We start from the raw sequence: 12,890 nt of genomic DNA, 5'->3' as shown, positions 1-12,890 counted from the left end.
GCCGTGGCCATGGCGTCAGCGTACATCGCCGTTTCGGCCAGGACGGTGACGGAGGCGACGCCGTTGTCGACCGGCTGGCCGGTGCGGCCGTCGATGGTGTGGCTGTAGACCCGGCCGTAGGATTCGAAGCTGCGGATCCAGTCTCCGGAGGTGGCGACGGCGAGATCGAACAGGGCCGCGACGGTACGCGGGCCGGGGGCGTCCGGCCCCTGCTGCAGCTCGACCCACCAGGGATGACCGTCGGGCTTCACGCCCCGGCCGCGCAGCTCGCCGCCGATCTCGACCAGGTGGTGGGCGGCGCCCAGCTCGGCCAGGCGGTCGGAGACGCGGTCGACGGCGTGGCCCTTGGCGATGCCGGACAGGTCCAGCTTGAGGCCGCCGATCTGCTGCACGGCGCGGCGGTCGCGGTTCAGGCGCAGGCGGCCCCAGCCGGACAGGGCCAGGGCGGCGGCGATGTCTTCTTCATACGGCGTGGTCGGACCGGTGCCGAAGGCGTTCAGCGGGCGCGGGCCGGGCGGGCCGAAGCCCCACAGATTGACCAGGGCGCCCAGCGTCGGATCGACCGCGCCGTCGGTGTCGTCGGCGATGTCCATGGCCTGGTTGAGCAGCAGCCAGAAGGGCTCGGACACCGCCCAGAAGCCTTCGGGCGCGGCGTTGAACCGGGCCAGTTCGGAGCGCGGGTCCCAATGGCTGAACAGGCTGACGATGCGGGCCAGTTCGGCGTCGATGGCGGACTGGAAGGTCGCCCGATCGGCGCCCTCGGACGGGACCAGGCGGACGGACCAGTCGGCGCCCATGCTCGTGCCCGCGAAGTCCCAGATCAGGGTCGAGGGCGGGCGGGCCGGCGTCTGGCCGTGGGTCGGGATGAGGACCCGGTTGTCCGGGCGCGGCGCAGCGTCGCCGCCCACGATGACCGTGGGCGGCGCGCTTTTGCTGGACAGAGGGCCTCCGGGCCGGGTCAGGGCAGGACTTCCACGACGCCGTTGTACTGGGCGTTGTACGCCAGCTGCTGGCCCTGGGCGGGGATGCGCACCGAGGCGTTGACCCAGTACATGCCCGGCTCGGGCCAGGTGACGGTGAACGCGCCGTCGGCGCCGGTGCGGACGGTGATCTCTTCCGGATTGTCGCGATAGCGGGTGCCGCCGCGGGCGATGGTGACTTCCAGGTCGGCGGCCGGCTGGCCGTCGCGGACCAGCTTGAAGGTCGCGGCCTCGCCGGCGACCAGGTCGTTCGGGTGGGTCACCGGGACCAGCTCGATGCCCTGGCCGGTCGGGGCCAGCGCCGTGGTCGAGGTCGCGCCGAGGGTGACGAAGGTCTCGATGCGGCTGTTGTTGCGGGTGGCGACGACGTCGGTGGCGTCGGCCGGGATGTTGGCGGCCATTTCAGCCTCGGTCCCGCGCCAGCGCTTCTGCTCGCCGCCCTGCTTGTAGCTGACGATGACGCCGCCCATGACGTTGGCGACGCGGTAGGTGCCCTGCTGGGTCAGGTGCAGGTCGAAGGTCGAGCGGTAGCGGGCGCGGCCCATGTTCTCGGGCGCGACGGTCGAGCCGTCCGGCGCGGTGATCACCAGGCCGGCCAGGTTCATGGCGGCGTGGTCGGGGATGAAGACGCCGTTGGACATGCCGGCGTCGAAGCCGACCCAGGCATCGGTTCCCGACAGGCTGGTCGAGGTCGGGGCCAGCCAGGCGCGGTGGGCCTGGGCGGACATCGGCAGGGCGAGGGCGGCGAGGGCCGCGATGATGGCGATGGACTTCTTCATGGCGGCTTCCTTTAGCGGGTGACGGCGACGCTGACGGCGCCCAGTTCGGTGCGCCCGGTTCCCTGGGCGGTGTTGGCGCGGCCCCAGACGAAGGGCACGCGGACGACTTCACGGCCGCCCAGTTCGCGGGCCGCCTCGACGACCACGGAATAGTTGCCGGCGGGCAGGTCCCGCAGGCGGGCGGCGGGGATGCTGACGGTGTGACGGCCCGGAGCCTTGGTGGCGCTGGAGACGCCGTCGGCCGGCAGGGTCATGCCGCGCCCCAGACCGCGCCACCAGGTGCGCATGTCCTTGAGCCAGTCCTTGCCTTCGGCGACGTTGGAGACCTCGTACCAGACGGCCAGGGTGCGCACCGGCGTGGCGGCGGCTTGCCCGGCGCCCGCGCGCTCGATCCACAGCGCGACATAGGGGCGGTGATAGGCGGCGCCGGTCTGCTGCGGCACGGTCACCGTGACGTTCAGGTCGGCGGCCATCGCCGGGGCGGCGAAGGTCCCGAGGGCGGCGGCGGAGGCGGCGAGGGTCAGGGGACGCATGTCGGACTCGTCAGTGAATGAAGATCAGGGCGATGATGACGGGGATCAGCAGACCCAGACCCAGCAGGGGCCAGGTCGAGGGGCGCTGCTTGGCGTGCATCCAGGTCAGGGCGAAGCCGGTGACGGCGAAGACGATGCAGGCGGCGGCGAAGACGTCGATGAACCAGAACCACACCTTGCCGGCGTTGCGGCCCTTGTGGAGGTCGTTGAGGTAGGCGATCGGGCCGCGGGTGGTGCGCTCGCGCGAGGCCTCGCCGGTGGCGCGGTCGATGGTCAGCCAGCCGTCGCCGCCGGGCTCGGTCAGGGCGATGTAGACCTCTTCCGGGGTTGTCTCGGTGGGACGGCCCGCGATGGAGACCTTGAAGTGGTCCGAGGCCCAGCGGGCGACATAGTCGGGGGCGGGATCGGTGGTCTCCTGCGGGAAGGTCGACAGCCGCTCCAGCAGGGGGGGCGGCAGGGTCCCGGCGGTCTCGACGGTGGAGACCTGACCGGGGATCGAGGCCGCGTGATTCAAGGTGATGCCGGTGACGGCGAACAGCATCAGCCCGATCAGGCTGACGGCCGCCGAGATCCAGTGCCACTGATGCAATTGCTTCAGCCAGAACGACCTTGCGGCGTTCAGGGCCTTCTTCGGCTTCGGAGCTGTCGCGGCGGCGTCGGTCACGCCCCGGCTTGTGCCGAAGTTGAGAACCGTTTGCAAGATGGCGCGCGTGCGACCTTTGGGAGCGCTTTCCGAGAGGCGAGGAGCATCGATCTCCATCAGTGGTTGATCTTGCCGCTGCTTTGGATTGAATCGGGGCGACGGGACGGATGCGGGAGGCGGCCTTGACCCATTGGACGGATCGTTTCGGCGGGAAGCTGGTGCTGGTCCTGCTCGACAACAAATTCAGTCCGTCGATCAAGAAGGGGCGCAGCCTGTGGGGGCTCCAGCGGGACCTGACGTACAGGACCGGGGACGGAGACGACCTGATCACCGTGCCCGCCGGCTTCGTGACCGACCTGACCTCCATACCGCGCTGGGGCTGGATTCTGCTGCCGCCCGACGGCCCCTGGGTGAAGGCGGCGATCGTCCACGACTTCCTCTACGCCACCTCGGGCACGGGACAGTGGAAGCGTCGCCAGGACGGGCGGACCCGCGCCGAACCCTACGACCGGGCCGAGGCCGACGGCGTCTTCAGGGAGGCGCTGGAGAACCGCGGCGTCGATCCCGTGCGCCGCTTCATCATCTGGGCCGCCGTCCGGGTGGGCGGAGCCAAGGGGTGGGGAACGGACGATTCGCGCCAGCCGGTCTCGGCGGCCGACGAAGCCTTCGTCCTGGATCGATAACGGCTCAGCGCGTGAACCGCACGCCCGCGGCCAGGGTGCGGGGCGGGGCGAAGCCGGCGACGCCGGTTCCGGTCTCGGACACCTCGATCTCCGCGTCGAACAGATTGGAGGCCGCGACCCACAGGACGGCGGCGTCGGTCAGGCTCCAGTCGGCGCGCAGATCGACGGTTCCGCCGGCGTCCAGCACCCGGCTGTTGAGGTCGTCCTCGAACCGGTCGCTCTCCCAGCGCAGGTCGGCGGCGAGGGTCAGGCGGTCCGTGGCCCGCCAGTCCGCCCCGGCGACGGCGCTGAAGCGCGGGGCCTGGGCGGGGCGAAGGCCGGTCAGCTGGGCCGCGGCGGACCCGCCGTCCACCTCGGCGTCGGTCAGCGACAGTGCGGCGCGCAGGCTGAGGGCGTCGGTCAGGGTCAGGCGGCCGTCCAGCTCGATCCCCGTCGCCTCGATGGTCCCGGCGTTCTGGCGCTGGCGCAGGACGCCGCCCGCCGGAACGAAGCCCGCGCGTGGGAAGGTGGCCGGGCCGGTTCCGATGGTGACGTTGACGATGGCCTGGTCCAGCCGGGTCCAGAAGGCGGTGGCGGTCAGGGAGGCCCGGGCGCCGGACCAGCTCCAGCCCGCCTCGACGCCGCTGAGGGTCTCGGGCTCAAGGGCGGCGTTGGCTTCGGTCAGGTCGTTGCCGACCCGGAAGGGACGGTGCAGCTCGTTCAGGGTGGCGGGGCGGAAGCCGGTGTAGGCGGCGGCGCGCAGGGCCTGACCGCCACCGATGTCGCGTCGGACCCCGAGGCGGGCGCTGACCACCTCGCCCGAGCGGTCGGGGTCGGTCTCGTCCAGGGTCGGCAGGCCGGTGGCGAGGTCGCGCTCGAGGCGATGGCCGTCGGCGCTCTCCCAGCGGTCGGCGCGCAGGCCGCCGGCGACCAGCCAGGGGCCGTGGGTCCAGGAGCCCTCGGCGTAGAGGCCCATCACCGAGGTCTCGCCGCCGGCGATCCGGTCGCGGGTGAACTGGCCGCCCATGTAGCGGAAGCGCTCGTGGGTCTCGCCCTCGGTGAAGCGGGCGTCGGCGCCCAGCTCCCATTCGACACGGGCGACGCCGCTGAGCGTGACATGGCGCAGGGCGGCGTTGACGCCCCATCCGGTCGCCGGGGTTTCGTACTGGTCGTTGGCGGGGGTGGTGGTCGCGCGGTCGGCGGCGACGGCGACCGAGGTGTTGGCCAGGTCGCTCTCGCGGCGCCAGGCCTGCAGCCGCCAACCGGGACGGTCGGCGGAGGGTTGGACGGCGGCGGTGGCGGACAGGGCGTTTCCGCTGGCGGTCGAACGGGCCCCCGCGAGGCCGGAGCCGCGATCCTCCTCGAAGGCGGAGGCGCGCAGGGAGACGACAGCCGGACCGACGGGGAGGTCGGCGCGCACCGCGCCGCTGCGGACCTGCAGATCCAGGGGCGTGTCGGCGGCGCCCGCGGCCGCGCCGCGCACCGGGACGTAGCCGTCACTGGTCTCGTAGAGGCCTGAAGCGACGATCCGCGCGGCGCCGACATTCGTCGCGCCCGAGGCCGACAGGCGCGCGCCGCCGCGTTCGGCCACGGAGGCGTCGACGGTCCAGCCCATGTCGCGCTCGCGCAGCTGGATGACCCCGGTCAGGGCCCCCGCGCCGTACGGACCGGCGCCCGCGCCGCGCACGATGTCGAGCCCGGTGAGGCTTTCGGTCGGGACCTGGGACCAGATCACCCAGCCGCCGAAGGGGTCGTTCAGCGGCGCGCCGTCCAGGGTCACCAGCGTCCGGCCCGCGCCGGAGGGAGCGATGGCGCGCAGGCTGATGCCCTGGGTGGTCGGATTGGCCGCGAGGCTGGAGGTGCGGCGGAACAGGGAGACGGCGGGAACGGAGGCCAGGGCCTCGTCCAGCCGCTGCTCGGCGCGCAGGTCGCGGTCGTCCAGGCGGATGACGGCGAAGGCTGCCTCGCCCGCCGCCGGGGGCAGGCGCGCCCCGGTGACGACGACTTCGGGCAGGTCGGTGGGCGGGGGCGGGGGAATCTGCAGCATGAAGCGCTACAATACGCCGGCGGCGTCGGGGTTGCGCCCCCTCAGGCCGCGACCGCTGCTTCCGCCGCGGGTGTGGCCGACATCACGCGGCGGATGGCGTTGAGCAGGACGTCCGGCTGGATCGGCTTCTGCGCCACCCCGTCCATGCCGGCGGCCAGATAGTCGGCCTCGTCGCGGGGATCGGCGTTGGCGGTCAGGGCGAGGATGGGCAGGCCCGAGACCGGACCGGGCAGGGCGCGAATGGCGCGGGTGGCCTGGACCCCGTCCATCACCGGCATCTTCACGTCCATCAGGATCAGGTCGAAACGGGCGACCTGGACCCGCTCCACCGCCTCGCGTCCGTTCTCTGCGGTCTCGGAGGTGCAGCCGAACAGCTCCAGCACCTTGCCCGCGACGAAGCGGTTGGTGGCGTTGTCGTCCACCACCAGCACATGCAGGGTCTCGTGCGGCGTCGGCGGGAGGGGGCTGTCCTGCGCCGTCGCGACCTCGGCGGAGGCCAGCGGCAGCCGCAGGTCAAAGGTGAAGCGGGCTCCGCCACACGGCGACCGCTCCACGGCGATCCGGCCCTCCATGCGCTCGACGATCTGGCGGCAGATGGCCAGGCCCAATCCGGCCCCGGCGCCCGCGCGGCCCGCGCGGCCTGTGTTGAAGGGGTCGAAGATGGAGGCGGCGGCGTCCTCGGTCACGCCCGGGCCGCTGTCGTCGACGGTGACGACCATGTGGGCGTCGCCGCCCTCGGGCGCCGCGGCGATCCGGACGGCGACCTGGCCCGCGGGGGTGAATTTGATCGCATTGCCGATCAGGTTGTTCAGCAGTTGCTTGAGGCGCACCTCGTCCGCGACGACGTGGCCGGCGTCCGGAGCGTCGCAGATCACGGTCAGGGTCAGCGCCTTCTCTTCCGCGCGCGGGCCCCACAGGGCGGTCAGGTCCCGGGCCACGGCCTCCAGCGACACCGCCCCGGTCTCGAAGGTCATCAGCCCGGCCTCGGCGCGGGACATGTCCAGGGCGTCGGTCAGCAGGCGCAGCAGGCTCTGGCCCGAATCGAGGATGGTGCGGACGTAGGGCCGCATGGCCTCCTGCGTCAGCTCGCGCTCCATCAGGGCGGCGACGCCGAGGACGCCGTTCAGCGGGGTGCGGATCTCGTGGCTCATGACCGCGAGGAATTCGGACTTGGCGCGGCTGGAGGTGCGGGCCTCCTGCTCGGCGCGAGCCAGATCGCGGGCCAGGACGCTCATGGCCTGGGCGCGCTTGCGGTGGATGGCGCTGCCGGCCTGGAGCAGGTGGACCCCGGCGCCGACGCCGCTGTAGCGCCCCTTGGTCACCACCACGAAGCCGTTCAGCAGGGCGCCCAGGTTGGCGGCGTCGATCGACTCGAACAGGGTCTCGGCGTCCGCGTCAGCGTCGAGCACCCGCGGGGCCGGGTCCATGAAGCTGGAGGCCGGGCGGCGGGCGTAGAGGGCGCGGCCGAACTCGGCGGCCATGCGCAGGGTGAAGGCGTTGCGCTCGACCAGCCCGACCGGGCGCTGTTCCGCATCGACGACGGCGATGGCCAGGGTGTCGGGTTCGCGCTCGAAACGCTCGAAGACATGGGCGCCCGGAGTCTCCGGAGAGATCGGCTCGGCGCCGCTGGCGAAGTCTCCGATTCTGGCCATGCACGCATACTCCCGATGTCCGGGAGTCCGATACGGGCCGCCACTTAATACGAGCTTTGCCGTACGTGAATGTTTCGAGATATTCTCTTGAAAATCAGTCCGTAAGCGGAGTTTAGAGCCGCGCCAGCAGGTCGGCGGCGAAGACCGACAGGGTGTCGTCGCGGGCGCCCATGACGATGACCCGGTCGCCGGGCCGGGCCAGGTCGACGATGCGGTCGCCGCAGGCGTCGCGGGTGGGCAGGGCCTCAGCCTTGCGGCCGGCGGCGCGGACGCCCGAGGCGATGTCCTCGCTATTCACGGACCTGTCGGTGGTGCCGCCGTAGTAGACGGGCTCGGGCATCAGCAGGACGTCGTCCTCGCGCATCAGGCCGGCGAAGCCGTCGATGAACTCAGACTTCATCAGCTTCAGCGGGCCGAAGCCGTGCGGCTGGAACAGGATCAGCAGGCGGCCGTCGAAGGCGTGCAGCGTCTTCAGGGTGGCGGCGATCTTGTCCGGGTTGTGGGCGAAGTCGTCGATGACGGTGACGCCGTTCGCGGTCCCGACCACCTCCATGCGGCGGCGGATGCCGGAGAAGGTCTCCAGCGCGGCGGTCGCCTGATCCAGCGGGACGCCCAGCGCGCGGACCGCGCCGAGGGCGGCCAGGGCGTTGGCGACATTGTGGGCGCCGGGGACGTTCAGGGTGACCGGGTGTCTGGCTCCGCCCTGCTCGGTCAGGGTGAAGCGCATGCCCGTCGGCCGGGGCTCCAGGTCATGAGCGTTCAGGGTCGCGCTCTCTTCCCCCAGCGCGAAGGTGACGACCTTCTCCGGCGGCAGGGTCTGGGCCAAGGCGGCGGTCTCGGGGTTGTCGAGGTTCAGCACGGCCATGGTCGCGCGGCCGGTGAAGCCGCCGAACAGCTCACGCAGCTCCTCCATCGACTTGTGGTCCAGCGAGATATTGGAGACCACGGCGACGGTCGGATCGTAGCGGGCGATGGAGCCATCGCTTTCATCCACCTCGGAGACGAACAGGTCGGGGCCGCCGATCAGGGCGCTGGCGAAGGGATGGTCGGCGTCGGCGAAATTCTTCATCACCGCGCCGTTCATGACGGTCGGCGCGCGCCCGGCCTCGTGCAGGATCCAGGCGATCATGCCGGTGATGGTCGACTTGCCGCTGGTGCCCGCCACGCCGATCGAGGTCGGGGCGGCGTTGAACAGTTCGCTGAGCAGTTCGGGCCGGGTCTTGATGGTCGCGCCGGCGGCCCTGGCGGCGCCGATGTCCGGGACCGTGTCCTCGATCGCGCCGGTGGCGACGACGATCTGGTCCGCGCGGGTGACGCCCGAGCCGTCCTGGGGGTGCAGGGTCACGCCGTGCGCTTCCAGCCAGGCGAATTTGTCCGGCGTGCGGCCCTGGTCGCGCGAGCGGTCCGAGCCCTCGATCCGGTTCCCGCGCGCCTGCACGATCATCGCCAGCGGCAGCATCCCCGAGCCGCCGATCCCGCAGAAGAAATAGTCGTTCGCCATGAAGGCTGAGTAGAGGGCGAAAGCGGAGAGGGGAAGGGATTGGTTCGCGGGCGCGGCGCGGACTATGAAGGAGGTCGCACAGTCCGGGGATCGCGTCTTGAAGATCGGCATCGTCAACGCCAGCTCGCGCTTCTCCAAGGAACGCGGCGAGGCCATTCAGGCGTGGTTCGCGGCCAATGTGCCGGAGGACTCGATCAAGGTCGTCTTCCATCCGGCGACGTTCCAGAAGCACGGCCATTTCGGCGGCGACGACGCGACGCGCGCCAACGCCTTCGTCGAGTTCGCCAACGATCCGCGGCTGGACGCCGTCTGGTTCGCGCGCGGCGGCTACGGCTCGTGCCGGATCGCGGAGGCGGTGCTGCCGCGCCTGACGGATGAGGCGCGCAAGAAGCGGTATCTGGGCTATTCCGACGCCGGCAGCCTGCTGGCCATCCTCTACAAGGCGGGCTTCCCTCATCTGGCGCACGGGCCGATGGCCTCGGACGCGGTGCGCCATGACGACACCGCCTGGCGGGCGCTGAATTGGCTGAAGAGCGGGGCCTCGTCGTCGTGGGAGCCGTCGCTGCGCACGGATTCCCGCCCGGCGGTCGCGTTCAACCTGAGCATCCTGGACGCCCTGGTCGGCACGGCGCTGGAGCCGGACCTGACCGGCCATGTGCTGATGCTGGAGGACGTGTCCGAGCCGATGTACCGGATCGACCGGATGATGTTCCATCTGACCGGCCAGGCCTCGATCCGGCGGGTGGCGGGCATCCGGCTGGGCCGGGCGTCGGAGGTCGTGGAGAACGACCCGGACTTCGGCCTGACCGCCGAGGAGATCACCCGCTACTGGTGCCAGCGCTCGGGCATTCCCTATCTGGGCGCCGCCGACATCGGCCACGACGGGGCGAACAAGGTGGTGCCGTTCGGACACCGTTAGGACACATTTTGCTCGCGTCGGCGGCGAAGAGGATGGACAGCGGTGTCAGTCCTGGGCCATTAACGCGCCGGTAACCCTGAGGTCTTGGATCCGGGGTTCGCGGGGGTACGGGGGATGCCGGCCTCGCAGGCGGGCCGGTCGGCGTCGGGGGGCGCCGGCCGGTTCGTCGTTTCAGGACACGATCAACGCGGCGTCACGCCGCTGGCGCCGGCCGCCCGCACGGGCCATCTTGGGCCCCGATGAACCGCCGCACCCTTCTGATCCGCGCCGCCGGGCTGCTCGCTGTCGCCGGCGGAGCATGGTGGGCGCGCGATCACCTGTTGTGGCCCAAGCCGCGCCTGACCTTCGGGCCGGAGGGGGCGACGCCCTGGCTGCCCTATGCGCGGCGCTCACCCACGCCGACGGTGCGGATCGAGGTGGGCGGCCGCACGGTGCTGGCCCTGATCGACACCGGCGCCCAGTATTCCGTCATCGACCGCGCCCTGTTCGACGCCCTGCCCAGCGAGGGCCGCTCGCTGTTCGACATGCCGCTGGTGGCCTATGGCGTCGGCGGCGGGGCGCAGGTGGGGCGCGGGACCTCGCTGGACCTGACCCTGCCGGGCCTGTCGATCAAGGGACTGCGGGCGGCGATCCTGAACCTGGGGCCGCTGGCCTCGGAGGAGGGCCTGCGCACGCCGCTGATCCTCGGGCAGGACGTGCTGGGCGAGGCGGTGCTGGCGCTGGATCCGGCGCGCCGGTACGCGCGGCTGGTGCGCCGCGAGGCCTTCGTCCGTCCGCCTGACCTGATCGAGGCGGCGGTGCGGCGGCAGGGGACGGCCCTGGTCGCCGAGCTGACGGTCGAAGGGGCCGCCGTGAGCGCCGTGGTGGACACCGGCGCCTCGTCCCTGCTGGGGCTGAGCCGCGAGGCCGCGCACACGGCGGGACTGCTGGACGGGCGGCCCCAGCGCGAGGGGGTCAGCCTGGTGCTGGGCGGCTCGATGCGCTCGACCATCGTGGAGGCGCGGACGGTGACCTTCGCCGACCAGCTGTATCACCGCGTGGACGTGGGCGTGTTCGACCAGCCGCCGCTGCCCAACTTCCCGGGCGGCCTGGTGGGAATGGAGGCGTTCAGGGACCGACGGGTGGCGCTGGACCTGGGCAAGGGCACGCTGCACCTGTCGCGGGCGCTGGACCTGACGGTGGGTTAGGGGCGGGTCTGGCCCGTGCCGCGGACCACGTATTTGTAGCTGGTCAGCTGTTCCGCTCCGACCGGGCCGCGGGCGTGCAGGCGGGAGGTGGAGATGCCGATCTCGCCGCCGAAGCCGAACTCGCCGCCGTCCGCGAACTGGGTGGAGGCGTTCCACATGACGATGGCGCTGTCGACGGCGTTCAGGAAGGCGGCGGCGGCCTGGGCGTCCTCCGTCACGATGGCCTCGGTGTGGCCCGAGCCGTAGCGGCGGATGTGGTCCACCGCCTGATCGAGATCGTCGACCACGCGCACGGCAAGGACGGGGGCCAGGTATTCGGTGGTCCAGTCGCCTTCGTTCGCCGCCGCGATGGAGGGAACCAGCGCCCGGCTGTCGGCGTCGCCGCGCAGGCTGCATCCGGCGGCTTCGAGCGCGCTGGCCAGTCGAGGCAGCAGGGCCGAAGCGCAGGCGCGGTCGATCAGCAGGGTTTCGGTGGCGCCGCAGACCGAGACGCGGCGCATCTTGGCGTTCAGGACGATCCGCTCGGCCATGCCCGGATCGGCGGCGGCGTGGACATAGGTGTGGCACAGGCCCTCGAGGTGGCCGAGCACCGGCACGCGCGCCTCGGCCTGCACCCGCGCGACCAGGCTCTTGCCGCCGCGCGGGATCAGCAGGTCGACGGTTCCCTCGAGCCCGGTCAGCAGGGCGCCGACGGCGGCGCGGTCAGGCGTGTCGACCAGCTGGACCGCGTCGGCGGGCAGGCCGGCGGCCTGAAGTCCCTCGACCATCGCGGCGTGGATGGCCAGCGACGACGACAGGCAGACCGAGCCGCAGCGCAGCAGGGCGACATTGCCGGAGCGCAGGCACAGGGCGGCGGCGTCCGCCGTCACGTTGGGGCGGCTCTCATAGATGATGGCCAGCACGCCGATGGGGGTGGAGACGCGGGCGATGTCCAGGCCGTTGGGCCGGGTCCAGCGGGCGGTCTCGCGGCCCAGCGGATCCGGCAGGCCTGCGACCTCCGCTACGGCGTCGGCGATGGCGGCGATGCGGGCGGGACTGAGCGCCAGCCGGTCGATCAGGGCCTCGGACAGGCCGTTGTCGCGGGCGCGGGCGATGTCCTCGGCGTTGGCGGCCAGGATGGCGTCCGAGCGGGCGCGCAGGGCGGCGGCGGCGGCGTGGAGCGCGCGGGTGCGGACCTCGGGCGGGGCCATGCGGATCGTCTCGGCGGCGGCCCGGGCGCGGCGGCCGCGCTGAAGCATCTGATCGGCGATGGCGGTCATGCGTCGCCCTCCAGCACCAGGTCGTCGCGGTGGATGGCGACCTGAGGCCCCCTGTAGCCGACCAGTCCCTCGATCTCGCCGGTCTGGCGGCCCTGGATCAGGGTCATCTCCTCGGCGGAGAAGGCGGCGAGGCCGACAGCGGCGGACCGGCCGTCGGGGGTGACGACGCGGACGCTGTCGCCCCGGTCGAAGCGGCCCTCGACGGCGCGGACGCCCGAGGGCAGCAGGCTCTTGCCGGCGCGCAAGGCGGCCACGGCGCCGTCGTCGACGACCAGCCGGCCGGCCGGATCGACGCTGCCCGCGATCCACGACTTCCACGCCGCCATCGGACCGGCGGGGGCGGGGATCAGGGTGGCCCTCGCGCCGTCCAGGACGGCGGCCAGCGGACGCTCGGTCAGGCCCGAGGCGATGACGGTGGCGCAGCCCGCCGAGCGGGCGATGCGGGCGGCCTCCAGCTTGGTGCGCATGCCGCCCGTGCCGACCGAGGCGGAGGCGTTGGCCTGGCCCGCCATGGCCATGACCTCGGGCGTCAGGGTCTCGACCAGCGGCAGGTGGGCGGCGTTCGGATTGGACCGGGGGTCGGCGTCGTAAAGGCCGTCGATGTCGCTGAGCAGGACCAGAAGGTCGGCGCGCGCCAGCTGGGCCGTGCGGGCGGCCAGGCGGTCGTTGTCGCCGTAGCGGATCTCCTCGGTGGCGACGGTGTCGTTCTCATTGACCACGGGCACGGC

General features: G+C 72.2%; 12 protein-coding genes. 3 read left to right on the top strand and 9 right to left on the bottom strand.

Annotated elements, in window-relative coordinates; genetic code table 11:
• The 4 genes from Q0C81_RS07970 to Q0C81_RS07955 form a co-directional block, all read right to left on the bottom strand.
• On the bottom strand, positions 1 to 908 hold a 908-nt coding region (locus Q0C81_RS07970; RefSeq protein ID WP_291836115.1), incomplete at its 3' end, for an FAD:protein FMN transferase.
• A gap of 50 nt (positions 909 to 958) precedes the next feature.
• Positions 959 to 1,759: a DUF4198 domain-containing protein gene (locus Q0C81_RS07965; protein ID WP_291836112.1), complete on the bottom strand. Its 801-nt coding sequence runs from the start codon at positions 1,757 to 1,759 to the stop codon at positions 959 to 961.
• 11 nt (positions 1,760 to 1,770) lie between these two features.
• Positions 1,771 to 2,292, bottom strand: a complete 522-nt coding sequence (locus tag Q0C81_RS07960) for a DUF2271 domain-containing protein (protein ID WP_291836109.1) — start codon at positions 2,290 to 2,292, stop codon at positions 1,771 to 1,773.
• Positions 2,293 to 2,302: 10 nt separating this feature from the next.
• Entirely contained in the window at positions 2,303 to 2,956 is a 654-nt protein-coding gene (locus tag Q0C81_RS07955) for a PepSY-associated TM helix domain-containing protein (protein WP_291836106.1), read from the bottom strand.
• 161 nt (positions 2,957 to 3,117) lie between these two features.
• Here Q0C81_RS07955 and Q0C81_RS07950 point away from each other — a divergent pair, with 161 nt between their 5' ends.
• Positions 3,118 to 3,618, top strand: a complete 501-nt coding sequence (locus Q0C81_RS07950; protein ID WP_291836103.1) for a DUF1353 domain-containing protein — start codon at positions 3,118 to 3,120, stop codon at positions 3,616 to 3,618.
• Positions 3,619 to 3,622: 4 nt separating this feature from the next.
• Here the strand turns inward: Q0C81_RS07950 and Q0C81_RS07945 are convergent, their stop codons facing one another.
• From Q0C81_RS07945 to murC, 3 genes are all read right to left on the bottom strand, one after another.
• Positions 3,623 to 5,644 carry a TonB-dependent receptor gene (locus Q0C81_RS07945; protein ID WP_291836100.1) on the bottom strand — a complete coding sequence of 674 codons (2,022 nt, stop codon included), beginning with the start codon at positions 5,642 to 5,644 and terminating at the stop codon, positions 3,623 to 3,625.
• A gap of 41 nt (positions 5,645 to 5,685) precedes the next feature.
• Entirely contained in the window at positions 5,686 to 7,296 is a 1,611-nt protein-coding gene (locus Q0C81_RS07940; RefSeq protein ID WP_291836097.1) for an ATP-binding protein, read from the bottom strand.
• 112 nt (positions 7,297 to 7,408) lie between these two features.
• Complete coding sequence (gene murC, locus Q0C81_RS07935; RefSeq protein WP_291836094.1) at positions 7,409 to 8,797, bottom strand: Mur ligase family protein; 1,389 nt, start codon at positions 8,795 to 8,797, stop codon at positions 7,409 to 7,411.
• 97 nt (positions 8,798 to 8,894) lie between these two features.
• Between murC and Q0C81_RS07930 the strand changes: the two genes are divergently transcribed.
• Entirely contained in the window at positions 8,895 to 9,716 is an 822-nt protein-coding gene (locus tag Q0C81_RS07930; protein ID WP_291836091.1) for an LD-carboxypeptidase, read from the top strand.
• A gap of 239 nt (positions 9,717 to 9,955) precedes the next feature.
• Complete coding sequence (locus tag Q0C81_RS07925; protein ID WP_291836086.1) at positions 9,956 to 10,903, top strand: retropepsin-like aspartic protease; 948 nt, start codon at positions 9,956 to 9,958, stop codon at positions 10,901 to 10,903.
• On the opposite strand, the gene Q0C81_RS07920 is transcribed toward Q0C81_RS07925, so the two are convergent.
• Together Q0C81_RS07920 and proB are read right to left on the bottom strand one after the other, a co-directional pair.
• Positions 10,900 to 12,162, bottom strand: coding sequence for a glutamate-5-semialdehyde dehydrogenase (locus tag Q0C81_RS07920; RefSeq protein ID WP_291836084.1), 1,263 nt, complete (start codon positions 12,160 to 12,162; stop codon positions 10,900 to 10,902). The two genes, Q0C81_RS07925 and Q0C81_RS07920, sit on opposite strands and share 4 nt — an antisense overlap.
• Positions 12,159 to 12,890 (bottom strand): glutamate 5-kinase (proB, locus tag Q0C81_RS07915; RefSeq protein ID WP_291836081.1); only part of this gene is annotated, 732 nt, incomplete at its 5' end. The genes proB and Q0C81_RS07920, both read right to left, overlap by 4 nt.

It is taken from the genome of Brevundimonas sp., from assembly GCF_023259385.1.
GTDB lineage: Bacteria > Pseudomonadota > Alphaproteobacteria > Caulobacterales > Caulobacteraceae > Brevundimonas.
This window is presented reverse-complemented; position numbering and strand designations above follow the sequence as displayed.

Bases quoted from the DNA above. Each gene is read 5' to 3' on its own strand.
- Q0C81_RS07925 (WP_291836086.1), top strand. From the start codon at position 9,956: ATGAACCGCCGCACCCTTCTGATCCGCGCCGCCGGGCTGCTCGCTGTC.
- Q0C81_RS07920 (WP_291836084.1), bottom strand. From the start codon at position 12,162: ATGACCGCCATCGCCGATCAGATGCTTCAGCGCGGCCGCCGCGCCCGG.
- Q0C81_RS07965 (WP_291836112.1), bottom strand. From the start codon at position 1,759: ATGAAGAAGTCCATCGCCATCATCGCGGCCCTCGCCGCCCTCGCCCTG.
- murC (WP_291836094.1), bottom strand. From the start codon at position 8,797: ATGGCGAACGACTATTTCTTCTGCGGGATCGGCGGCTCGGGGATGCTG.
- Q0C81_RS07960 (WP_291836109.1), bottom strand. From the start codon at position 2,292: ATGCGTCCCCTGACCCTCGCCGCCTCCGCCGCCGCCCTCGGGACCTTC.
- Q0C81_RS07945 (WP_291836100.1), bottom strand. From the start codon at position 5,644: ATGCTGCAGATTCCCCCGCCCCCGCCCACCGACCTGCCCGAAGTCGTC.
- Q0C81_RS07940 (WP_291836097.1), bottom strand. From the start codon at position 7,296: ATGGCCAGAATCGGAGACTTCGCCAGCGGCGCCGAGCCGATCTCTCCG.